Raw genomic sequence first — 23,095 nt, forward strand, 5'->3', positions numbered from 1 at the left:
TCACTTGCGGCTTTCTTTATCTCAATATGAGGACTCCTACATGAAACATATCGCCATTATCGGGGAATGTATGATTGAGCTTAACGGATCACCATTTGGAAACATGCAACAAGCCTATGGTGGAGATACGCTTAACACAGCTATCTATCTAAATCGCGCTCAGAGAGCTTTTACATCAGGCGAATCGGCGAAAGTATCTTACGTTACCGCTGTAGGTACCGATTCCATCAGCCAAGGTATGGTAGACGCATGGAAGAAAGAAGGGATTAATACTGAGTATGTGTTGACCTGTGAAAACAAAACACCCGGCCTTTACTTGATCCAACTAGACGAAGAAGGCGAACGTACATTTATGTATTGGCGTAATGACTCTGCGGCGCGTTGGCTGATTCAGCACCCTCACTTTGAATCTATCGCGTCGCAGCTTGTTGATGTCGACATGGTATATATCAGTGGTATAACACTTGCGATACTACCGGAGCAAGACAGGCATAAATTACTCTGCTTACTCAAGGAGTTGAAAGTAAAGGGCGTTGAATTATGTTTTGACAGTAATTTCCGCCCTGCACTTTGGCCAAATGACCAAAACCAATCAGTAATGTCAGCTTATAACGCGATGTATTCTATTACCGATACGGCGATTGTTACTTATGAAGATGAACAAGCTCTGTGGGGCGACAAAAACTCTGAAGAAACAATGATGCGATTAAAAGATCAAGGCATTAAAAACGTAGTCGTAAAACTTGGGAGCGAAGGCTGTCTTTTGTCTCAAAACGGTAAGAAAACCCAGAGTATCACAACTACACCAGTTAAGAATGTTGTTGATACAACGTCAGCAGGCGACTCATTCAATGGCGCGTTCTTAGCGGCTTATTTAAATGGTTCAAAATTAGAACAAGCATGTAAAATGGGTAACAAATTGGCGAGCATTGTTATCCAGCATCGGGGAGCTATTATTGACCCTAAGCACACCCAGCTCGCACTCATTTAATAAGGTAAAACGATGTCACTTATCAACGAACAATTAAAAAAACTCAAAGTCATTCCAGTAATCGCTATTGAAGATGCAAAAGATATTGTCCCTCTAGGAAAAGTACTGGCAGACAACGGGTTACCAGCAGCTGAAATTACGTTTCGATCAGACGCCGCTATTGAAGCAATACGTTTACTAAGAGAATCTCAACCCGAGATGCTGATCGGCGCAGGCACCGTATTAAATAGAGAACAGGCTATTGCCGCTAAGGAAGCAGGTGCAACTTTTATTGTCTCACCAGGATTTAATCCTAATACCGTAAAGGCTTGCCAGGAAATTGGAATCGATATTATACCGGGTGTAAATAACCCAAGTACCATTGAAGCGGCTCTAGAAATGGGCCTTACGACACTGAAGTTTTTCCCAGCGGAAGCTTCAGGTGGCGTGAACATGGTGAAAGCTTTGCTTGCTCCGTATTCTGATGTAAGCCTTATGCCTACAGGTGGTATTAATACTAACAATATCCAAGACTATCTTTCGATTCCAAGGGTCTTAGCTTGTGGTGGTACATGGATGGTCGACAAAAAGCTTGTTGAAGAGAAAAACTGGGATGAGCTCGCCAGACTTACACGTGAGGCAGTTCAATTAGTTAAATAGAGCATTGATACTCATTTGCACGCTCCAATTATGGAGCGTGCCATTTCCAAATACCTATAGCTTCAACCCTGTTCTACCCATATTCGCTGACCAACGCGGTCAATTTTATGAATTCACTCTCATAGTTAATGAAAATCTCTTAAACCGAGCATATTCAAGAGATTGTTCAACTAGAATAGCATTGCATACAGATAATCTAGCTATTAAGCTGATTAACAATAACTAAAAAGACTTAATAGGGCTCAGAATTTTGGTCCTTTTTGCTGCGGGAGCATTCATGGAATCAAACCAAGACGAACAAGTACTGTGTTGCCCGCTATGTGGTAGTGAGGAATACCTTCTGTCAGAAACAGACAGTATGTTATGTGCTCAATGTGGTACATTTTTCGAAGATATTAAGCAGGTAGTAGTCACACAGCCTATTGTGACTCCAAAATTGACCAAACACATCAGTGTTAATCAATATGCAATTTAACGGTTAGATTAGAGCTTCTAGATCTCTCAGACCTTTAATCCTCACAACTTTTTCCGAATGTATTTTATCGTTAAGACCAACTAAATGGACGGTTTTAACACCAGCGCGAACTCCCGCTTCGAGACCTTTTGGTGTATCGTCTACATAGATGCATTCGTTAAGTGTAAAGCCCATATTCATTGCACTGTACTTCACTAAATCAGGTTCAGGTTTCCAACTATTGGTATCAAATGCTGAGAAAATTTTGCCTTTGAAGTAAGGCAGTAATCCGGTGATTCGTAATGTTTTTTCTATTTTGTTTTTTGGGCCATTAGACGCAACGCAATACTCGATTCCCCTTGCTTCAAGGTATTTAATGACATCAAACACGCCGTCCATTGGCTTCAAGTGAGCTTCAAACAGTTGCTCGAGCACTTCGCGGTAAACTGGCTCAAGTTCATCAAGAGAAACTGAAAGACCAAGCCGGTCTCGCATATCGGTAAGAATATCGGCAAGCTTACCTCCCTCAAAGTGCTCTATCGCCATATCTAACGACAGGTGGACATCATAACGATTAAAGACATCGCATAAAGCCTGACAGCACAACCGTTCGCTATCGACTAGAGTACCGTCGCAATCAAATATCACACATTGAGTTTGAGGTTTACCCATTCCGCCTTCCTTTCTTAACGTACTAAGTAAAATACTATTCCACGCTATAGAGATTGAAATGATGGGGTTAACACTTCAAATAAATGTAACTTAATTCATGGTAAAAACCCCGAGCTTGTCACTAATTTATGCCCTAATTACATGAATTTAATACTAATGACATAAATAGCTTCAGAACTGGACTAGGCGAGATGGCGCAACACTGGTTAGCTATTATAGATTTTTAGAAAACACTAGAGGCTACAGGAAAGTGAAGTTAAGACTCAATATATATCGCTTCGCAATTTGTTGCTTCTAACGTTGAATGCGTTAACAAGGAAGCTACAAACTCATCGTTGTTACCAGATAAGTTGACAACGTCAGAAACTAAGAGCTCTTTGCCATTTTTAGTAATGATTGCAGCGGCGGACGGTTCTCCATTTTGAAAACCGACATAAAGATCACAAGGTTCAGAGAAAATTATCTGACTTAAAAACTCAACGATTAACTCTTGCTCATTCTGTTCTTCCCACCTTTTAGACTGAAGCAGAGAGAACATGACGGTGAGGCGATGAAAATCGACTTTAAAGATGTCTTGCTCTGAAAATATTGTACTTGGCTCAGGAAGGCCTACCAATCTTTCAAACTGACTATCTTGGCTTTTCGCTAAATATAGCTGTCGACCCGCTAAGCTTTCTTTAGTTGGAAACTCAACATCAATATGCTGGCTTAGCCATTGGTTTTTAGTTTCAACAATCGAAATCGCACTATTGCTCATATCAGTAAACGCTGCTTTCTAACGGGATTACCGTGAAGCTTAGCGATAACGATCTGATGTCTCAAGTATTTTAAGGATATCTGGCGATTTCTGTGTCAAACTAGCTCAATTGACTAACGGAATTTCATCATTGGGACAAATAACACCATGTTAAGGAAAGTTGCGACCATATCTCTTTTAGCTCTCGGCTTAACCGCCTGTGACAATAACGAAGTTGGCGATGTCAGCCTGGGTTTATTCACCATGAAAGACATCAAGCTCAATCACCTCAAAGATCCCGTTGTTACGGGGGTTACATGCCATATCGCTTCCATTGAGGCTGACTTCAGCTTGGCAGACCCAAGTGATAGCTCTATTTCTTGTCGTCAAACGGGTGAAATCACACCGGAAATGATCGCGGCAATTGATAAGTCAAAAAATGGCGAAGTTGTATTTAAAAAGTCTAAAAGTATTTTCTTTAAAAGTATGAAAGTTCGTCGGATTTTCGACTCGGAAAACCAAACTCTGATGTACCTGTCTTATTCTACTAAAGAGACATCGGGTAGCTTCAAACACAGCCTTTCGACGGTGCCACTATGGGGTACTAAAGCCTATGGCATCCATACCGCTGAAAAGTAGTTGAAAAAAGAGCCAAACGTACCAGTTTGGCTCTTTTTTATGTAATAAAAATGAAAGCAATCTTACATTGATGTGATATGATGCGCGAAAATTTCCAACCCCATTCTAAAAATGAAGTTTCCTGGACAGCGCAAATCTAAGCACTACTTCCCTACTCACGCTCGTGATCCACTTGTCAACCAAATGAAGCAAACTCCAAAGCTTTACCGACCTATCATTGTCGGCGTTGGCCAAACAATTGTTGATATCGAAGCTCGCGTAGACGATGACTTCCTAGCTAAGTACGACTTGAGTAAGGGACATTCTCTGGTCTTAGAAGAGAGCAAAGCGGACGCATTGTATGAAGAGCTGGTAAAGCGTGAACTCATTACTCACCAATACCCTGGTGATACGATTGGTAACACACTTCACAACTACTCAGTATTAGCTGACAGCAAATCTGTGTTGCTGGGCGTAATGTCTAAGAATATTGAAGTAGGCTCTTTTGCATACCGCTATCTATGCCGTACTTCTTCTCGTATGAACCTAAACCATCTCCAAATGGTAGAAGGCTCTATCGGTCGCTGTTACACACTAATATCAGAAAATGGCGAGCGCACGTTTGCTATTAATGAAGGTCACATGAACAAACTGCGTCCGGATAGTATTCCTGAAGACGTATTTGATAAAGCATCCGCTTTAGTTGTGTCTTCATACCTGATGCGTGGTAACCCAGAAGATCCAATGCCGCAAGCCGTTGCGCGAGCGATCGAAATTGCTAAATCTAAAAACGTACCTGTTGTACTGACTCTTGGTACAAAGTGGGTCATTGAAGGCAATGCGGAATGGTGGCAAAACTACATTAAAGAAAACATTTCTATCGTTGCAATGAACGAAGAAGAAGGTGAAGCCCTCACCGATGAAAAAGATCCTCTCCTTGCAGCAGATAAAGCACTGGAATGGGTTGATCTTGTATTGTGTACGTCTGGCCCAGTAGGTTTATATATGGCGGGCTATACAGAAGATTCCGTCAAGCGTACCACTGAGCTCCCTCTACTACCAGGTAACATTCCAGAGTTCAATAAGTACGAATTTAGCCGAGCGATGCGTAAAAGCGACTGTGCGAAACCTGTAAAAGTATATTCTCATATTGGCCCATACCTAGGTGGACCACTAGAAATCAAGAATACCAACGGCGCTGGAGACGCGGCACTGTCGGCACTTTTACATGATATGGCGGCTAATAGCCACCACCAAGTAAACGTGCCAAACTCATCGAAGCATGATCAGCCTTATCTGACATATTCTTCTTTGTCTCAGATCTGTAAGTACGCGAACCGCGTAAGCTACGAAGTGTTGACCCAGCATTCACCTCGTTTAACACGTGCACTGCCTGAACGTGAAGACAGCCTCGAAGAAACGTATTGGGACAGATAACAAACGAAAAAGAGCCGCATTTATGCGGCTCTTTCCTTATTCTTGTGGGCACGGATAGAAAACCAACCCACTGCTTTCTACCATGACGCAGTCCATTTTCGCTGAGTGTGCGGCTTGTTTACCTAGCTCTGTATCTTCAAAAACCACGCATTCACTTGGCAATAAGTTAAGCTCTTGAGCTGCAATCAAAAACGTATCTGGATTCGGTTTGTGGTGTTTAACATCTGTCGCCGTCACGACAGTATCCAGCTTATCGAGGATTTGGCTTTCTGACAGTAACCGCATTGCGCTTTCGCGTTGGCTCCCCGTTCCTACCGCGATTTTCTTTTTACCATAAAAATGCTCGAGAACTTCGTTAGTAGACTCAATAGGTAATCCAAAATTCTCCAGCTCACTGAACGCCTTCATCTTGAAAGCAGAAACAGCCATAGGGTCCAGTGCTAAACCATGCTTCTTATTGACTTCCGCCGCTATTTTATAGCTTGGCATACCACCTAAGCTATGAAGCCATTCTTGTGTAAAAGGAAATCCAAATTCAGTGGCCGTTATCTCCCATGCTTTTAGGTGTGACGGCATGGTATCTATTAAGGTTCCGTCCATATCAAAGATTAAACCTTGATATCGCTCCAATTGTTTCAACATTCTGATATTTCCCACCTTTAACATTGTTAGTATCCATATTTTTCTGGCCAGACCAGATCAATTGATATATCTATAAATAGCAACTACTCTTCAAAAAGAAGTAAATAAAACTAACCGCTCAATTAACTCAGGTAGTCTCATGAATATCAAGAATAAACTGTATTCATTAGGTGCAGTCGCCATTTTAGGGGTTGTATCATTACTCTTAACAACCTCTCATTTCGCCCAAACCACCAATCAACTTAATAACGCTAATCTACTTGTAGCGAAGCTGGAAATTCGCCTTCTTAATCTAAGGAGAAATGAAAAGGATTTCCTTCTTAGGAAGGACATGAAGTACCTTGATAAGTTCAACAAGAATATGGATATCTTTCTTGATCTCGAGTCTGAACTAGCTCCTGTTTTGGATGATAATGATCTGCCTTCAAGCTCCCAGGTCAGGCAAGATATCTTGAAGTATCAAAGTGGGTTTACCAACCTCGTTAATGCTTTTGATGCACTTGGACTAAAACCAGAAGAGAAGCTCCTTGGAAAATACAACACAGAATTGAAAGAACTCAAACCTTCACTATCCAGCGAACAATTAGTTAACCTGTTCGAATTCGACAAAAACGTTGCTAAGGGTGAAGTCCAAGCCCAATTATTACCGGGCAATGCGAGCCAGTTAATCGCTGCAGCTAATCAAGTTGTTGCTCAGAAGAAAACTATCGGTCTCAAATATAACGAAGGTTTACTCGGAGATGCTCGCGGGTTGTCCCATGCAGTAGAAACACAGTTTAAAACATTCGCAGCAGCACTCGATGAACAAAGTGAAATTACCAGAAAAGAGCTAACGTTAATCAAACAAGGCGTCAGTATTGCTGTCGTGGTGTTTATTCTCGGCTTTATCTTCCAAATTTCTCGTTCGATTAACCTACAAGTCGCAGCCCTACTTTCCATAATTCAGGAAATCGCTCGCTCAAATAATGTTGCCCTTCGCTCTCAACTTTCAGGAAAAAATGAACTCGTATCCATTGGTAATTACTTCAACCGATTACTGGACAAACTAGAAGCACTTATTTCTGGTACGCAATCCAAGTCTTCTGAACTTTCACAAAGTACTCAAAGTATGCACAACGAGTTACAGAGTGTTATTGAGCAGTTCCACGTACAAGCTGATCACACATCGACAATGGCGACTTCTGTACAAGAAATGGTATCGACCATTAATGAAATTTCAGAAAGCACTGCAGTGGCGGTCGAAGGCGTTCAACAGGCTTCTGTCAACGCTCAACATGGCCGAGAAGTTGTAGAAGAAACGGTTAAAAACATCGGCCAGTTATCGTCGATTCTGTCTGATAGCCAAGGTTCAATCAGCTCCTTAAACGATCATGTAGATAAAATTGGTGATGCGGTTAATATCATCCAAGGTATTGCAGAGCAAACCAACTTATTAGCGCTTAATGCTGCTATCGAGGCGGCGCGTGCTGGTGAACAAGGACGAGGCTTTGCGGTTGTTGCCGACGAGGTTCGCGCGCTTGCAAGTAGAACACATCAATCTACTGAAGAAATTACAAAAGTCGTCACCGCTATCCAGACCCAAATGGCAACAGTTGTGACCAATATAGATCAATGTAACGAGCAAGGACAACAAACACTAGGAGCTTCAGAAACATTGGATGAAAGCTTAGGTCAGATCATTACTGACATGACCAATATTCAAGCTAACTCGGAAAGAATAGCTTCTGCGATTGAAGAGCAAGGCATCGTTATGAACCAAGTAAGTGAGTCGATTACAGAGCTTAATAGCATCTCCGAAGGGAACATGCACTCTGCTCAAAACTGCCTGAATGAAGTCGACAAAGTTTCTTTGCAAGCGAGTGAGATGGACCAAGCCGTAGCAGAATTCCAAACATCAAAGTAGAATTAGACAACAGGTAAAAAGCGCTTTTAAACAAAGCGCTTTTTTATTTGCATATTTGTAGCTGGCGGGAGATCCAATCCGCAAAACACTTCTGCTTGGCAGATATCGTTCTTTGCACTCCAATAAGGTAATAATAATAACCTGATTTAATCAATCGGTTAGGAAAAGGCATCACAAGGTCTCCTCGCTCTATGTCTTCCTTCACCAAACTCCATCTCCCCATCGCAATCCCTGCCCCATGTTTTGCTGCACTTACTGCAAGAGTCGACTGATCAAATCCGACTGACCGACAATTTTGTATATCAAACTCAGCGTAATGTTCATGCCAATATTTCCATTCATCGAGCTGAGAGTGAATGTGCCATGCCTGATTGTCATGCAATAGCGTGCAATGTGAGAGATCACGAGTCTCATCGTTTAGAGCGTATTGATTAGCATAATGTGGCGAGCAAACTGGGATCACATGCTCTTCATTTAGCTTTAAGCTCCAACTGGCGTCTGGGGTCACATTGCTATAGTAGATAGCGAGATCAATACCATGCCGATTTAAATCAAGCGTGTCGTTTCCCGTGATTAGTTTGATGTCGATTGACGGGTACTGTTCGCAGAAATCGTGCAACCTTGGAGCCAACCAGTCATGTGCAAAGGAAGGTCTAGCATAAATAGTCAAACCACCCGAAATATGACCACTTTTTACCTGTTCAATACTGCTATTCAATTGAGACAAGGCTAACGTCACAGACGTAAATAATTGCTCACCATCAGCAGTCAGCGTGACCTTACGATGCTGACGTTCAAACAACTGAAGCTTTAGCTCATTCTCCAATTTGCTTATCTGATGAGAGACTGCACTAGGTGTTAAACAAAGCTCATGCGCAGCCAAAGCGAAAGAGCCCAAACGTGCGGCGACTTCGAATGTATAAAGCTTAGAAAGCTGAATTCCGTTCAATTGGGTATTGATGCGCGTGCTTGTATCAATCTTCATTCTGTTAATGTTGGCTTTGCTTAAAGTGAATAATTTTATCTTAAACTAACTAAACCGATAACTCTTTCTTATTTTGAGTGAAATAAATTCAACCATAAGTGATTATTGATCATTTGCTAGTCTTGTTGAACAAAGGTTTAATCAAACCATCACTCTTAAGCCAATAACAGATTATGCGCCATCTTATAGAGCAGTACCCACTAATTGATACGCTCACTAAGCTAAAAGAAACGAGTTGGTTCAATCCTTCCGTTACAACGACTGAAATTGCCCTTCCGTACGTAGGATTGGATAAATCAGATGTCGATGATGCGTCCTCACGCTTAAACCGTTTTGCACCATTTGTGGCACACGTATTCCCTCAGACCAAAGCCAGCAAAGGCATCATTGAATCACCAATTTGTGAGATTTCTTCGATGAAATCAGCTTTAGAGGCCGAATACGACACCAAAATTGCGGGCCAGTTGCTACTTAAGATGGACAGTCAACTACCTATTTCCGGTTCTATTAAAGCGCGTGGTGGGATTTATGAAGTTCTGACCCACGCGGAAAAAATTGCGTTTGAACATGGGCTGTTAAACAAAGCCGACAACTATCAAAAGCTCAATACTCCTGAGCTAAGAACGTTCTTCTCCCAATTTAGCATCGCAGTTGGGTCAACGGGTAATCTTGGATTATCCATTGGTATTATGAGCGCAAAACTTGGGTTTAACGTCACTGTACATATGTCATCCGATGCTAGGGAGTGGAAAAAAGCCAAACTCCGGGAGCATGGTGTCATCGTTCAAGAATATGATAGTGATTATGGTGTTGCCGTTGAGCAGGGGCGCCTTGAAGCAGAACAAGACCCGAACTGCTTTTTTATTGATGATGAAAACTCAAAAACACTTTTTCTCGGATATTCGGTTGCTGGCGAGAGGGTCAAAGCGCAGTTTGAAGAAATGAACATCCAGGTTGATGAAGACCACCCCCTGTTTGTTTACCTACCTTGTGGCGTAGGAGGCGGTCCGGGAGGTGTTGCTTTTGGACTGAAACTAGCATTTGGGGATCACGTACATTGTCTTTTTGCCGAGCCCACACACTCACCTTGCATGATGTTAGGTGTCCATACCGGCTTACATGATGAAATTTCAGTTCAGGAAATTGGGCTGGATAATTTCACGGCAGCGGACGGTTTGGCAGTTGGTAGAGCATCTGGCTTTGTAGGTAGAGCGATGGAGCGCATGATCGACGGCTATTACACGGTTTCAGATGAAACCTTGTTTTCCCACCTTAGAAGGCTGAACCAGACAGAAGACATTAAGCTTGAGCCCTCTGCATTGGCTGGGATGAAAGGGCCGGTTATCGTCTCAGAAGATAAAGAATATTTAACTCGGCTTGACCTTTCCGACAAACAGCTTGAAAACTCGACTCATCTGGTCTGGGCAACGGGAGGCGGAATGGTGCCGACTGAGGAAATGGACAAATATCTGGCTAAATAAACTACCCATAAAAAGCTCTGTTAAACAGAGCTTTTTACTTGAGCCGAAGCACTTTGGTCTGGGTAGCGGTTGCATGTTCATGGTACATGTCGTCAAGAAACGTGAGCAGCTCATTCTCAGCTAGCTCTGAAGGAATATAAACGTCGTAAATTTTTACTCGCATTCCTGTTTCAGATTCTCGATACAGAATCCACTCATCATTACGACGTTCAACGGACATCTTGGTTCCAAAAACGTCAAATAGAATTCGCATTACCTCTCCCTACTTCTTCAATTGAAGAAGATCCCATTTGTTTCCATATAGGTCTTTAAACACAACGACAGTGCCGTATTCTTCTACTCGTGGCTCCTCGCAAAACTCTATGCCATTTTTCTGCATATCCTTGTAGTCGCGCCAGAAGTCATCGGTATGAAGAAATAGGAAGACTCGCCCACCCGTTTGATTCCCAACCCTAGAAAGTTGCTTTTCATTGCTTGCTTTAGCCAACAGCAAACAGCTACCGTCGGAACCAGGTGGAGAAACCAAGACCCACCGCTTACCTACGCCTAGATTTGTGTCTTCAACTAACTCAAAACCAAGCCTTTTAGTATAAAACTCGATGGCTTCATCATACTCATCCACCACCAATGCCATGTAACCAATTTTCTGACTTTTCATATCGTCCTAGAAAAAATCCCCTCGCTTAAAGAGCTGAGGGGATTATCGCATTAAGTTCGATTAGTCGTCATCTAACGGAATCAGTTTAGTGCTACCGCCATGAATTTTCTCACGTTGACGCTGCACCAGTGCGTAGAAGCCAGGAATCAGGAATGTTCCTGCAAGTAGCACACACAGTAAACCGCCAATCAGTGAAATACCCAATGAGTTCTGGCTTACGTGCCCAGCTCCTGCTGCAAATATCAATGGGAAGATACCCAAAATAAACGACCAAGAAGTCATATTTACGGCACGGAAGCGCAGCTTACCCCCTTTTACAGCGGCATCATTAATAGCGGCATCTTTATCCTCACGCTCAACTTTCGCAAACTCAACAATGAGGATCGCGTTCTTGGCTGCGAGAGCTATCAAGAGCACTAAACCAATCTGCGCGTACAAGTTGAGTGGCGTTCCTGTTAGGTTCAAGGCTAAAAATGAGCCCAATGTTGCTATCGGAACTACAAGAATGATCGCTAGTGGAATACTCCAACTTTCATACTGCGCTACCATGAACAGGTAGATAAATATTAATGCCAAGGCGAAAGCGAAAATCGCTTGGTTGCCTGCAAGCACTTCCTGATATGCCATACCAGTCCATTCATACTGATAACCTTGCGGCAATATTTCTGCAGCTACACGCTCCATTGCTTCGAGCGCATCACCACTTGAATAGCCAGGTGCAGGCTGCCCCTGAATAATTGCACTGCGGTACATATTGTATCGCCAAGCTACGTCAGGTTCGAAGATCTGTTCGTAACTAACCAAAGTACTGAGGGGAATCATCTCTCCTGCCGACGAACGCACATGGAAACGTTCAAGATCTTCCATTCCGGTGCGATGTTCAGCATCAGCCTGCATTGTTACACGGAAGTTCTTACCAAACATGGTAAAGTCGTTGACGTACAAGGAGCCCAAGTTACCCTGTAGCGTTTGGAAGATGCTAGATAGTGGTATGCCTAACTGCTGCGCTTTCTCACGATCAATATCGACATAGTAGTGAGGCACGTTCGCTCGGAACGTACTAAAGCTACGGGCAATTTCCGGTTGCTTGTTCGCTTCTTCGATGACTTGATTCATCACTACAGCTAAATCGCTACGGCTTCGGCCCAATGTATCTTCCAGTACAAACTCGAAACCCGATGCGGCGCCCATACCTGGAACAGCTGGAGGGCCCATCGCGAATACGACAGCTTGGGGCAGTTGCATCATCGACCGACCGTTGATTCGGTTGGCAATCGCCGATGCTGAGTGTTCTCCTTCAAATCCGTTTCGGGTTTCCCAGTCATGGAGTTTGATAAATAGAGTCGCACCATTCGACGAAGCCGCGCCGGTTAGAAGCGAATAGCCATTTGCTACTGTGATGCCATCAATACCCGGCTCTTGCTCAATCATCTTAGCCAGTTGGGCAGTCGTTGCTTCTGTACGTGATAAAGACGCAGAGTCAGGTAATTGGACGTTAACCAGCAAGATGCCTTTATCTTCTTGAGGTACAAAAGCTGTAGAAGTTGTTTTTGCGAAAAAACTCACCGCCGCCACAGCGACAACGAAGAATACGACTAGCAACAGGGATTTCTTAACCAAATATCCCGCCACTTGGCCATAGCGATTCGTGACGCGCTCAAGCCCTCCGTTAAACGCCTTGAACCAACGTGCGGTGTTTCCACCTCCTTGCTTCAGCACTAACGAACAAAGTGCTGGTGAAAGCGTTAAGGCGTTGATAGACGAGATGACCACAGAAATACAGATCGTCAATGCAAACTGGCGATACATGATGCCAGTGATCCCAGGCAACATCGCAACAGGCAAGAACACTGCAAGTAGCACCAGAGTCGAGGTAATGATAGGCCCCGTCACTTCTTTCATTGCAATCAGAGTTGCTTTGCGCGGACTTATCGAAGGATCTTTGGCCATTGTCGTATCGACGTTCTCGATGACAAGAATAGCGTCATCCACCACGATACCAATTGCCAGTATCAAACCAAACAGCGTCACTGTATTTATCGTAAAACCGGTCAGCTGCATGAAAGCAAATGTACCAATCAAAGATACCGGGATAGCTATAACAGGAATCAGCGTCGCACGGGCACTACCAAGGAAAAGATAGGTGACCGCAATAACCAGCAATATCGCTTCTACCAGTGTTTTAACAACGCCCTTAATGGATTCAGCAACAAAGACCGTTGTGTCATAGCTAGTTTCATAAGCCAGGCCTTCAGGGAAATTCACACTGAGATCTTCAAGCAGTTCCATCACTTCTTTACCACTTTCCAACGCATTAGCGCCAGATTGAAGTGACAATGTCACGATAGAGGCATCTTGGCTTCGGAATTTACCCGTTCCGTCGTAAAACTTCTTACCTAGTTCAACGCGGGCAACATCTTTGAGGTAAATGGTCGAGCCATCGCTGTTAGCACGAAGTACAACGTTTTCAAATTCATCGACACTTTCTAGCCTGCCTTTAGTGACAAGGTTAAACTGAACTTCCTGCGCACTGCTGTATGGAGCTGAGCCCACACGCCCCGCCGCTACCTGAACGTTCTGCTCCGCAAGGGCAGAATGAACATCGCTGGTTGTCAGGTTTAGGTTCGCCATCTTTTCAGGATCAAGCCAGACGCGCATCGCGAACTCACCGCCACCCAGCACGTTTACTTCACTGATGCCCTTAACACGAGCCAGCTGGTCTTTCAGATTCAGGTTTACGTAGTTAATGAGGAACTGGTCGTTATACTTCCCGTTTGGTGAATAGAAGTTCAGAACCATCAGTAGGTCCGGAGAACGTTTTTTGACCGTGACGCCTACCATACGAACTTCTTGTGGAAGTTTAGACTCAATCTGAGCCACTCGGTTTTGTACGTTGACCTGAGCCATATCAGGATCGGTACCAACGTCAAACGTTACATTTAGGTTGTAAGATCCATCATTGGCGCTTTTCGACGACATATAGATCATATCTTCGACACCGTTGACGGACGTTTCTATGGGGTCAGCAATGGCCTGTTCGACCGCTTCTGCACTCGCACCAGTATAAAAAGCGGAAACACTGACAGAAGGAGGACTGATTCTTGGATACTCTGCCACAGGTAAAACGGCAAGTGAAATTGCCCCTGCAAGCGTTAATATAATGGAGATGACCAGCGCAAACTTAGGGCGCTGGATAAAGAAACGACTTAACATTTAAGCTCCTTTACTCAACGTCTGTTTTTTCGTTGAAACGTACTGGAACACCATTTCTCACTCGTTGCAGTCCCTGCGTGATGACCTGCTCGTCAGAGTTCACACCACTAGTTACAATGATGCCTTCTTCAATCTGACGCCCTAATTCGACATTACGGCGCTCTGCGATATTGCCTTCGGCAACGATCATGACAAAGTTACCTTCCAGATCGGTCTGAACTGCGCGACGAGGAATAACGACAACGTCAGTAGACTGCTTCTCCCTCAGTTCAACGCGAATATGCTGACCTGGAAGCAGTCGGTACTCTGGGTTGGGTACTTCTGCACGCATGGCTATGGTGCCTGTATTCAAATCTATGCGATTACCAAGAAAGTCGAGACGCCCCAGATGTTCAAAGGGCTGACCGTTTTCTAATACAACCTGAACTTCTACGGAACCGGCTGAACCATCTCCCTTAATTCTGTCGATGCCCATTTCTAATCGCTCTCGCTCACTGACACTGAAACTGGTATGTACAGGATCTAAGCTAACCAACGTGGTGAGAACGCCTGACTGAGGAGAGACAAGATCACCTGTGCTCAGCTTGCTTTCACTGATTCGTCCTGCAAAAGGCGCGCGAATTTGGGTGTAAGATAAGTTGACTTCAGCTAGGTTAAGTTGAGCATTACCTGCTTCAACTTGTGCTTGAGCTCCGAGTAATGCAGCATTGAGATTGTCGAATTCAGATTGAGAAATGCTACCTTTAGGAAGCAAGTTTTTGCCACGTTCGAAATCGAGCTCTGCTTTTTTCAGCTCGGCTTTCGCTTGTGCTAATGTCGCTTTAGCGCTGGCAACTTGAGCTTCAAAAGACGAAGGCTCGATAGTGAATAGAAGTTGGCCTTTCTCGACCATCTGTCCTTCTTCGAAATGTCGCGATTTTAGATAACCGGTGACCTGAGCGGTGATGTTCGTGTCTTCAACAGCTTCAACGCGTCCAATGTAAGACTTACTCTGTTGATGAGGAATAACGATGGCTTGTTCAGCGACAACGAGTGACGCTGGTATGTTCTTCTGTCCCTGACTTTGCTCTCCACATCCTGAAAGAAATAACGCGCCAGATAACGCGGTGAATAATAACGTTTTTTTCATTAAATAGACCGTTAGGTAAATTGAGAAAGAGGCTGACGCCAAACTACCTAACGATCTTGTGGGTATTGTCCGAGAATTATCAGAAGAACGGACTTAAGTGTATCAATCTGTTACGACTTCTGTCTGAGTGTGAATGCTAATACGTTTGAGCAGATCAGCGCCAGATTTCCAAGCGTAAACCAATTCAGGAACCTGACTGCCGCAAGGTGCTTTCCACATTCGCTCCTGCAAAAGTTGACCACCGATGTGATCATAGAACTTCACCGCTTGCTGGTTATCTTTAATTACTTCCAAATATACGCCATTGTCGGGGAAATGCTGTGCAATCCACTTTGCCATTTCAGCAATTAGCTTGACGCCCAACCCTCTACCACGATAGGCCTCGTCAATGTGTAAAGCATCGATGATGGTGCCCTTTTCGAAGTCGTGATTGCCAAAAGCGCAGATAAAGCCACACAACAGACCACCTTCTTCAAGCAAAAGAACGTGCTGATTAAAAGGAGGGTTGATCAATCGTGTTTGCCAAATGGCTAGTCGTTCATCCTGAACATCGTGCTTAAGATAGTCAGCGGCAAGTAAGCCTTGATAGAATTTCTTCCAGCTTTGAGTGTGTAGAGAGGCTATACGTTCGTAGTCGCTATATTCAGCTACTTTTAATTCCATTTATAGTTCCTTATTACTTCCTGTAAGGATTGTTTATCTCTTCATACTATAAAACATTTAACTAAAAGCCAATCATACTAGAGAAAATCCAACATTATTTGCCACGGCTACTTCGATTTCCTCGCAATGATTCTTATTGAGCATTCGGTTTATAAGTTCTAACAAATTAATCCTTCATTGAGCTCACACGACACTTAACTTTCATTTGACTTACACATGTACGCTGATATTCTGGCGCACAACTGTTAGCTGAATGGATAATTGAAATGTCTGTAAAGGAAAAGCCACCGCTAATATGGCTAAATGTTACGCTTTTTCTCTCTAGTTTTATCGTGGCTGTTGTCGTTGCTCCTTGGTATGGCTTTGAATTCGGATACGAGGCAGAGCATTGGCTTTGGCTGCTGATCACCTTTTCTTTTTGTAACCTTTCAATCACAGCGGGCTATCACCGCCTGTGGTCCCACAAAACATACGATGCTCATTGGTCTTTAAGATTACTTTTTGCTCTTGGCGGTGCATTCGCTCTGCAAAATAGTGCGTTGCACTGGAGCTCTGATCACCGTGTTCATCACAAGCATGTCGATAACAATGATAAGGACCCTTATTCTGCGAAGCGTGGTTTCTGGTTCTCCCACATTGGTTGGATGCTAAGACACTACAACCCTGCGACTTATTCAGATTACGGCAACTGCCGCGATCTGCAGAAAGACAAAATTGTTATGTGGCAACATAAGCACTACTTGCTACTAGCCATTTTGATGAACATTGGCGTACCACTACTGCTTGGTGTGATTTACCAAGACATCTGGGGAATGCTACTTATGGTGTGTGTGGTTCGTTTAGTATTGAGTCACCATTCGACATTTTTTATCAACTCGCTTGCCCATATCTGGGGTTCTCAACCTTACACTGATAAAAATACAGCGCGTGACAATGCCGTCCTAGCAGTATTCACTTTTGGTGAGGGTTACCACAACTACCATCATATCTTTGAGAACGATTACCGTAACGGTATTCACTGGTGGCAATACGATCCAACTAAGTGGTTGATCAAATCTTGTTCGTGGCTTGGGCTAACGAAAAAGCTACGTGTGACTCCAAAGATGAAGATTGAAAAAGCGATGGCAAAGCAAGCCTTAGCGAAAGCCTCTCAGAATGTCAGTAAGCTTCCAAATGCATCATTGCTTAATGAAACGTTAAACAAGGAGTTCGATGTGCTGATGAGTAAGATGTCAGACTATTACGCACTGAAGAAAGAAGTCCTTGAGAGCAAGAAAAGTGATTTAGCAAAGAAGTATGAGCATTCCGTTCTAAAAGTCCGTTACCAGCAGATGAAGCAAGACTTCAAAGCGCAACGACGGAGCTGGGAATTACTCGTCGCCCGCTACGCATAAACATCAAAGCCACCTGATTAGGTGGCTTTTTCATTTGTAACACCGAAAATCGCCAGTGTTCCATTCGAGATCCTTATTTGTCGAAAGCTGTACTACGCTTGGCTAGCGAGCTGATAAACACACCACCATAAAATACTACTGCAAATAGACAGAACCACTGTCGTTACCAACAAATGCTTAGCGCTCATATTTTACACACAATAAATAACGCTTTTGCCCAGCGCTTTTATTCATCAATTATAAATAGTTGATGAGTATTATAAACAGCGTGTCTTAAAAATGGGATAGATTATAGAAATAAATCACTCGTTTTGAGAAGAAAATATCACTGTGCGCTTTCACCTCTCCTCGTTGCATATATCATTGATATTTATTGAACTTTACTTATACAACAATCACAGCTTATGTCATTTTTGTTAGCGAAATGAGATTTACTGAATATTACAAGGTGACACGCATTTAACAAATCAATGCATTATCTCTCTTTCTGAATATACCTAAATGATTATTTGTTTCTCAAGCGGTCAAAATACATACAATAGATTTTATCGGAAAAGAAAAACGGAAGCTTGTTGCTTCCGTTTTATTATTATGTCAATAGTCGCTTATTTAATAAAGTCGTTCACTATCTGATCAACTTCTCCGCTTTCTTTCATTTCAGACAAAATTTTATGATATTGCGCTTTGAAATCATCTTTAAATGGGAATTTCCCGCCATTGGTCGCAAAGCCTAAGAAACCCTGCTCTGAACTGATGGTGGCACCCTCTACAACGCTTTGACCATCGTACTTGCCTTCATTTTGAAGCTTTTTAAGCTCCCATTGAATGGAAAGTGCATCATTCATATAGCAGTCAACACGCCCAGCGATCAATTTGAGCAGATTTTTAGGTGTGCCTTTCGTTTCATTCAGTTTGATCTTTCCGGCTTTGACTGCCGCTCTGAACTCATCGCCACCTGCAGAAAACCCAGCATTGTTACCTATCGTTAAGCCCATGTAGTCTCCAGGCCAATTAGGTTTTGGGCTACTTAATACTGACTTCTGACAAACCACGACCAGTTTTTCATCGAGTATTGGCATGTCGTATTCCATGTAAGGACGTTGTTCAGGGCGTTTATACGGTGGATAAAGGGCAAAAATTTTACCGCCCTCTACTTCGGACAAGCCTCGTTTCCAAGGTACTCCTTTGATGGTCACACTGTAGTCTGGCATTTTAGAAAAAATACGTTCCAAGATAACGGTGTAAATCCCCGTTACTCTACCGCTTTCAACGTAGGAATAAGGAGGGTATGAATCGTCACCGTAAACAGTGACATCGCTTGCTGCAAAGACCGAAGTCGAGGCCATAACCGCACAAAGCAAAGTTAAGGTTTTTTTCATAGTGATAACTCCAAATACTGTTCCATCAGCATTACGTGGTGCTATCGGTAAGTAATAGTGCATGAAATGACTAAGTCAAGGCGGCTGAAGCTAGGCAGAAAAGGCTTCCTGTTCAAAAACACAACCCAACCCTTTGCTTTTAATGACTTTATAATCAATATAAAAAGCCAAGTGTTTCGCAGCAAAAAAGGAGCCTACAGGCTCCTCTTCTTAAGGTTGCTTATCAAAGCATGGGATGTCTTTTGGTATTTTGACCCAGCTTTGCTTCTCGCTTAACCAAACATGCATTTGTGGCTCAAAGAGGGCGCTATACTCTACCCCAGCAGGCTTGAGTTTAAGCTTAATGGTTGCCGTGTCATCTGGGTTGTAATGATAAACACGGTTGCCACAGTCACCACAGAATTTAGCAAAGTTTTTATTGCCACTTTCCGCTATACGCTGCCACTCATTCAACTTCCCCTGAAATTCAATATCTTCAGTCTGAACAATAGCTGTTACGCTATACGGGCTAGTCGACAATTTCTGACATTCTTGACAGTGGCATGCAATGACTTTTAAAGGTGCAGCTTTGAGTTGATAGGAAAGCTGCCCACACTGGCAAGACGCTTTGATTGGAAATTCCATGATAACTCCTTACTAAGACTCAACGATCTGCTGGATGATTGACACCATCATTAGTGACAACGTCACCCAAATCAAAAGGATTTACCCCTTCTAAACACCCTACATTGTAGCCATATTCCGTTGGGTCTGAGCGTCGTTGGTGGTGCGTGTAAATACCGCATTCAGAGCAAAAGTAGTGCTTAGCCGTTCCTGTATTAAATTGGTAAAGCTTAAGCAACTCTTGGCCTTTAAGTATACGAATTCCATCCAGTTTTACCGAAGCGACAATAGCACCTTTTCTTCGGCAAATCGAACAGTCGCACCGCCTGGGTTTATCGATCCCGTGTGGAAGGTGCAGCTCCAATTCAACACTTCCACAGTGGCAAGTTGCCTTGTGGTATTCTTTGATTTGTGTAGTACCTACTTGCTTAATCATCCATTGCTCCTCAATTGATTCGTAATTGATACTCAATACAGTCAATCGGCTTTCCGTGCATTTCCGCGTAATTGTTTACTACCTTCATTGGCCGAAATCCGTTAGCAGTTAATACCTTCTGTGACGCCAAGTTTTCAGTAGATGCGTAAGCCACCAACTTTTCAACGCCCATTTTTTCAACAACTCGAATAATGTTGGAGACGGCAAACTTCGCAACACCACGGTTGGTGAAGGACTTCCCAACTCGATAGCCAATATGAGCAATTTTCCTGCGACGGCTAATGTTAGATACATTTACGCGGCCAAGAATGGATCCGCTTTCGTCAACGATTAACATTGGAACCAAAGTTTTCGCTGCAAACTCCAGTAGGAATACCTGAATGTGTTCTTTTACACCTTCGAGTGAATAGAAATCTGTCTCACGCGGGGGAATATTAGCTTCAAACCATTCTCTGTTTTGAATCTCAAACTCAAGAAGTTTCTCAACATCACCTTCTTTGAGTAGCTCAAGCTGCATATCAAGTCCTTTATGAATAATGCCCGCGTTCAATATATCGCTCAAAAGCAGTTAATCCTATGTTTATATTGATGATTTGTTAATCAGGCATAAAAAAAGCCGCTTCTCTGCGGCTCTTAATAATTTGGCTAACTACTTCTTCTTGCCTCTGTTCGCATGAATCTTGAGCTTCGCTTTCATCTTTCGTTTTTCCGAAGAGCGGCTTTTTCGTCTTCCACCACGCTCGCGTTCATTTTCTGTTGGCTCTTCAATACTTGGTTCAAAGCCCTGTAGCCACTCTTGTGGTAAACGCGCATCAAGAAGCCGCTCTATCGCTTCAAGCAAGTATTCTTCGTCTTTACTCATCAGCGATACCGCCAGACCTTCCTGACCAGCTCGGCCAGTACGACCAATACGATGAACATAGTCTTCGGCTTTGTAAGGCATATCAAAGTTAACCACTTGCTCTAGCTGATTAATATCCAACCCTCTCGCCGCTACATCGGTTGCAATCAATGCCCTAATTGTGCCCGATTTAAAATCGTCTAATGCTTTCTGACGTGCACCTTGGCTTTTATCCCCATTGATCGACGCAGCTTTGATTCCATCAAGTTTAAGCTCTTTCGCAAGCGCATCGCTGCCCTGCTTGGTCTTCGTAAACACGAGTACCTGCTGCCAGTTTCGTGAACCAATTAAATAGGCAAGAAGTTCAGCTTTACGCTTTTTGTCGACAGGATAAACCATCTGTTTAACCGTCTCAGCCGTACTATTGGATGGCGTTACCTGAACCTCGACTGGCTCATTCATCAATTTATGAGCAATAGTCTTAATACGCTTATCAAATGTCGCCGAGAAAAACAGAGTCTGACGCTCAGGGTTGAGCTTTTTCAATATGCGTTGGATATCTGGCATGAATCCCATATCTAACATGCGATCAGCTTCATCCAGTACCAAATAGCTGGTTTTTCTAAGATTGATGTTTTTGCAGTAGAGGTGATCCAGTAAACGTCCTGGTGTCGCGATCAATACATCACAACCCTGCCTCAGATTTTGTGTCTGAACATTGATACTGGTACCGCCATAAGCGGTCACAATTTTAATCTCAGCCGCACTCGCATAAGCCGTTAAGCTGTCAAAAACTTGCTGCGCCAACTCACGTGTAGGAACGACCACCAAGGCTAAGACATCATTTGATTGAGGATCTCTTGACGCTTCCTGATCAAGTAGCTTGTTGAGTAGTGGCAAGCCAAAGGCAGCAGTTTTCCCTGTTCCTGTCTGAGCTCCTGCCAGCACATCTTTTCCTTCAAGTACGTGAGGAATGGCTTGCTCCTGAATAGGCGTTGGCGTGTCAAAACCTAATTTTTCTACAGTAGATGCAAGTGCTTGAGACAGGCCCAGATGTTGAAATGAAGACATGGTAACTTTCCGAATGAAACAGGGTCGCCGATTCTATCAGAATCTTTTCGCAGCGTTTAGTATCTCTGGGTACAAGGTATGGAATATTTCTTTCAATGGTTGATAACGCTGCTCTAACGTATAAAAACAACGCGATAGCTCCCCCATTCTTGGCGAACGAGTCGACATTCTTTGTAGCGCGTACTCGATATTCTCAATTTCCTTATAAGATTCCAGCCACCGACCTTTCCACATCGCCCCGCTGACAGCCGTAAAACGCTCGGGAAGTGTTTCTGGGTATTCAGCAAGGACTTTACTTTCGGCATCAAGACAAAAATCTCGCAAGCTAGTGGCATGGTACTTTCGCCACTCAGACGCCAGACAGTGATCCCAGAACATATCCAATGCTATTCCTGAAAAACGCCGACTCTTTCCGGGAAAGTATTCTCTGGCTTGTAACATCAGTGCATGGCTGTCGATCGTACTGTCGACAAACCGATGCAGCTTTATTCCTTGGACGATATCGGCTGAATATTGGTGTTCAGGGTTACCTTTTACAAAGTCCCCGAGTAAGTTTCCCAACATGCTCGATTCGCAGTGTTGTGCTATGTGAAGGTGGGCGAGGTAATTCATAGTGCTAACTAGTACAAAATATTAGTTTCATAAAAGCACAAAGCCAGCGCATTTGCACTGGCTCTTTCTGGTATCAACGTGAATGTTGATTTCAACGAACGATTATTTATTGAAGATTTCTTCTGCTAGCTCTTCGATTGACTGTTCATAATCTGACAGTTCAAAACCAATCTCCATAGCATCTAGCAATTCAAGGCATTCTTCGTTCAATGTTTGGTCACTCATTCTGACCTCCTTAATTACAAACAACTTTATAGACCTGTTTTCAAGTCTCAACATGAATATAAGGTCTATTGCTCCTTTTTAAACCACTTATATGACAGTTTTTTGAAAGAACAAAGTAAATAATCAATGCGATATGATTTTTATCGCAAGTAAACGTTTGCATTACTGAATCTCATCTAAAATCGAACCAATCGTAAACAATTAAATACACCAATGGTTATTTATATGTACATATAGCTTGAAATTATCGTTTTAATTCCACAAAATGCCCAAATAGTAGATTTTTTGTATCAGAATATGCATTTATTCCAGC

Annotated in this window: 24 protein-coding genes; 8 read left to right on the forward strand and 16 right to left on the reverse strand. The window is 43.2% G+C overall.

Annotation, left to right across the window (positions count from 1 at the left end; genetic code table 11):
• Nucleotides 1–40: 40 nt before the first annotated feature.
• The 3 genes from FIU99_RS17495 to FIU99_RS17505 all read left to right on the forward strand — a co-directional run bounded on the left by FIU99_RS17495 (nucleotide 41) and on the right by FIU99_RS17505 (nucleotide 2,105).
• Nucleotides 41–991, forward strand: a complete 951-nt coding sequence (locus FIU99_RS17495; protein ID WP_006960951.1) for a sugar kinase — start codon at nucleotides 41–43, stop codon at nucleotides 989–991.
• Nucleotides 992–1,003: 12 nt separating this feature from the next.
• A complete protein-coding gene (locus FIU99_RS17500) occupies nucleotides 1,004–1,630 on the forward strand; it encodes a bifunctional 4-hydroxy-2-oxoglutarate aldolase/2-dehydro-3-deoxy-phosphogluconate aldolase (RefSeq protein ID WP_006960950.1) in 627 nt (208 codons plus the stop codon).
• A gap of 277 nt (nucleotides 1,631–1,907) precedes the next feature.
• Nucleotides 1,908–2,105: a hypothetical protein gene (locus FIU99_RS17505; RefSeq protein WP_006960949.1), complete on the forward strand. Its 198-nt coding sequence runs from the start codon at nucleotides 1,908–1,910 to the stop codon at nucleotides 2,103–2,105.
• 3 nt (nucleotides 2,106–2,108) lie between these two features.
• Here the strand turns inward: FIU99_RS17505 and FIU99_RS17510 are convergent, their stop codons facing one another.
• Both FIU99_RS17510 and FIU99_RS17515 read right to left on the reverse strand, forming a co-directional pair.
• Nucleotides 2,109–2,756: an HAD-IA family hydrolase gene (locus FIU99_RS17510; protein WP_006960948.1), complete on the reverse strand. Its 648-nt coding sequence runs from the start codon at nucleotides 2,754–2,756 to the stop codon at nucleotides 2,109–2,111.
• A 256-nt stretch (nucleotides 2,757–3,012) separates the two neighbouring features.
• Nucleotides 3,013–3,513 carry a hypothetical protein gene (locus tag FIU99_RS17515; protein ID WP_006960947.1) on the reverse strand — a complete coding sequence of 167 codons (501 nt, stop codon included), beginning with the start codon at nucleotides 3,511–3,513 and terminating at the stop codon, nucleotides 3,013–3,015.
• Nucleotides 3,514–3,660: 147 nt separating this feature from the next.
• On the opposite strand from FIU99_RS17515, the gene FIU99_RS17520 reads away from it, so the two are divergent.
• Together FIU99_RS17520 and FIU99_RS17525 are read left to right on the forward strand one after the other, a co-directional pair.
• Nucleotides 3,661–4,131 (forward strand): CreA family protein, encoded by a 471-nt coding sequence (locus tag FIU99_RS17520; RefSeq protein ID WP_039952093.1) that lies wholly within the window; start codon nucleotides 3,661–3,663, stop codon nucleotides 4,129–4,131.
• 111 nt (nucleotides 4,132–4,242) lie between these two features.
• A complete protein-coding gene (locus FIU99_RS17525) occupies nucleotides 4,243–5,547 on the forward strand; it encodes an inosine/guanosine kinase (RefSeq protein ID WP_152472432.1) in 1,305 nt (434 codons plus the stop codon).
• A 36-nt stretch (nucleotides 5,548–5,583) separates the two neighbouring features.
• Here the strand turns inward: FIU99_RS17525 and FIU99_RS17530 are convergent, their stop codons facing one another.
• Entirely contained in the window at nucleotides 5,584–6,189 is a 606-nt protein-coding gene (locus tag FIU99_RS17530) for a beta-phosphoglucomutase family hydrolase (RefSeq protein ID WP_152472433.1), read from the reverse strand.
• 139 nt (nucleotides 6,190–6,328) lie between these two features.
• Between FIU99_RS17530 and FIU99_RS17535 the strand changes: the two genes are divergently transcribed.
• On the forward strand, nucleotides 6,329–8,092 hold the full coding sequence (locus tag FIU99_RS17535; protein WP_031342383.1) for a methyl-accepting chemotaxis protein: 1,764 nt from the start codon (nucleotides 6,329–6,331) through the stop codon (nucleotides 8,090–8,092).
• 43 nt (nucleotides 8,093–8,135) lie between these two features.
• On the opposite strand, the gene dsdC is transcribed toward FIU99_RS17535, so the two are convergent.
• Nucleotides 8,136–9,077, reverse strand: a complete 942-nt coding sequence (gene dsdC / locus FIU99_RS17540; RefSeq protein WP_006960942.1) for a DNA-binding transcriptional regulator DsdC — start codon at nucleotides 9,075–9,077, stop codon at nucleotides 8,136–8,138.
• Between the two features lie 173 nt (nucleotides 9,078–9,250).
• Here dsdC and FIU99_RS17545 point away from each other — a divergent pair, with 173 nt between their 5' ends.
• Nucleotides 9,251–10,558 (forward strand): D-serine ammonia-lyase, encoded by a 1,308-nt coding sequence (locus FIU99_RS17545; RefSeq protein WP_006960941.1) that lies wholly within the window; start codon nucleotides 9,251–9,253, stop codon nucleotides 10,556–10,558.
• A 34-nt stretch (nucleotides 10,559–10,592) separates the two neighbouring features.
• Here the strand turns inward: FIU99_RS17545 and FIU99_RS17550 are convergent, their stop codons facing one another.
• The 5 genes from FIU99_RS17550 to FIU99_RS17570 all read right to left on the reverse strand — a co-directional run bounded on the left by FIU99_RS17550 (nucleotide 10,593) and on the right by FIU99_RS17570 (nucleotide 16,221).
• Nucleotides 10,593–10,811, reverse strand: a complete 219-nt coding sequence (locus FIU99_RS17550; RefSeq protein ID WP_006960940.1) for a hypothetical protein — start codon at nucleotides 10,809–10,811, stop codon at nucleotides 10,593–10,595.
• Nucleotides 10,812–10,820: 9 nt separating this feature from the next.
• Complete coding sequence (locus tag FIU99_RS17555; RefSeq protein ID WP_006960939.1) at nucleotides 10,821–11,216, reverse strand: VOC family protein; 396 nt, start codon at nucleotides 11,214–11,216, stop codon at nucleotides 10,821–10,823.
• Nucleotides 11,217–11,276: 60 nt separating this feature from the next.
• Nucleotides 11,277–14,429 carry an efflux RND transporter permease subunit gene (locus tag FIU99_RS17560; RefSeq protein ID WP_006960938.1) on the reverse strand — a complete coding sequence of 1,051 codons (3,153 nt, stop codon included), beginning with the start codon at nucleotides 14,427–14,429 and terminating at the stop codon, nucleotides 11,277–11,279.
• Between the two features lie 10 nt (nucleotides 14,430–14,439).
• A complete protein-coding gene (locus FIU99_RS17565) occupies nucleotides 14,440–15,558 on the reverse strand; it encodes an efflux RND transporter periplasmic adaptor subunit (RefSeq protein ID WP_006960937.1) in 1,119 nt (372 codons plus the stop codon).
• A 102-nt stretch (nucleotides 15,559–15,660) separates the two neighbouring features.
• Nucleotides 15,661–16,221 carry a GNAT family N-acetyltransferase gene (locus FIU99_RS17570; protein WP_006960936.1) on the reverse strand — a complete coding sequence of 187 codons (561 nt, stop codon included), beginning with the start codon at nucleotides 16,219–16,221 and terminating at the stop codon, nucleotides 15,661–15,663.
• A 266-nt stretch (nucleotides 16,222–16,487) separates the two neighbouring features.
• Here FIU99_RS17570 and FIU99_RS17575 point away from each other — a divergent pair, with 266 nt between their 5' ends.
• Complete coding sequence (locus FIU99_RS17575; RefSeq protein WP_006960935.1) at nucleotides 16,488–17,615, forward strand: fatty acid desaturase; 1,128 nt, start codon at nucleotides 16,488–16,490, stop codon at nucleotides 17,613–17,615.
• A gap of 605 nt (nucleotides 17,616–18,220) precedes the next feature.
• Here FIU99_RS17575 and FIU99_RS17580 read toward each other — a convergent pair.
• The 7 genes from FIU99_RS17580 to FIU99_RS27690 all read right to left on the reverse strand — a co-directional run bounded on the left by FIU99_RS17580 (nucleotide 18,221) and on the right by FIU99_RS27690 (nucleotide 22,782).
• Entirely contained in the window at nucleotides 18,221–18,994 is a 774-nt protein-coding gene (locus FIU99_RS17580; protein WP_040121592.1) for an ABC transporter substrate-binding protein, read from the reverse strand.
• Nucleotides 18,995–19,204: 210 nt separating this feature from the next.
• The gene (locus FIU99_RS17585; RefSeq protein ID WP_152472434.1) at nucleotides 19,205–19,618 is read right to left on the reverse strand and encodes a GFA family protein; all 414 of its coding nucleotides are present in this window, start codon (nucleotides 19,616–19,618) and stop codon (nucleotides 19,205–19,207) included.
• A gap of 19 nt (nucleotides 19,619–19,637) precedes the next feature.
• Nucleotides 19,638–20,033: a GFA family protein gene (locus FIU99_RS17590; protein ID WP_006960931.1), complete on the reverse strand. Its 396-nt coding sequence runs from the start codon at nucleotides 20,031–20,033 to the stop codon at nucleotides 19,638–19,640.
• A 10-nt stretch (nucleotides 20,034–20,043) separates the two neighbouring features.
• On the reverse strand, nucleotides 20,044–20,595 hold the full coding sequence (locus FIU99_RS17595) for a GNAT family N-acetyltransferase (protein ID WP_251768480.1): 552 nt from the start codon (nucleotides 20,593–20,595) through the stop codon (nucleotides 20,044–20,046).
• Between the two features lie 87 nt (nucleotides 20,596–20,682).
• Nucleotides 20,683–21,945: a DEAD/DEAH box helicase gene (locus FIU99_RS17600; RefSeq protein WP_152472435.1), complete on the reverse strand. Its 1,263-nt coding sequence runs from the start codon at nucleotides 21,943–21,945 to the stop codon at nucleotides 20,683–20,685.
• 36 nt (nucleotides 21,946–21,981) lie between these two features.
• Nucleotides 21,982–22,557, reverse strand: a complete 576-nt coding sequence (locus FIU99_RS17605) for an ACP phosphodiesterase (protein WP_039952091.1) — start codon at nucleotides 22,555–22,557, stop codon at nucleotides 21,982–21,984.
• 102 nt (nucleotides 22,558–22,659) lie between these two features.
• The gene (locus FIU99_RS27690) at nucleotides 22,660–22,782 is read right to left on the reverse strand and encodes a hypothetical protein (RefSeq protein WP_006960927.1); all 123 of its coding nucleotides are present in this window, start codon (nucleotides 22,780–22,782) and stop codon (nucleotides 22,660–22,662) included.
• Nucleotides 22,783–23,095: the final 313 nt, after the last annotated feature.

It is taken from the genome of Vibrio sp. THAF64 (assembly GCF_009363455.1).
Lineage (GTDB): Bacteria > Pseudomonadota > Gammaproteobacteria > Enterobacterales > Vibrionaceae > Vibrio > Vibrio coralliilyticus.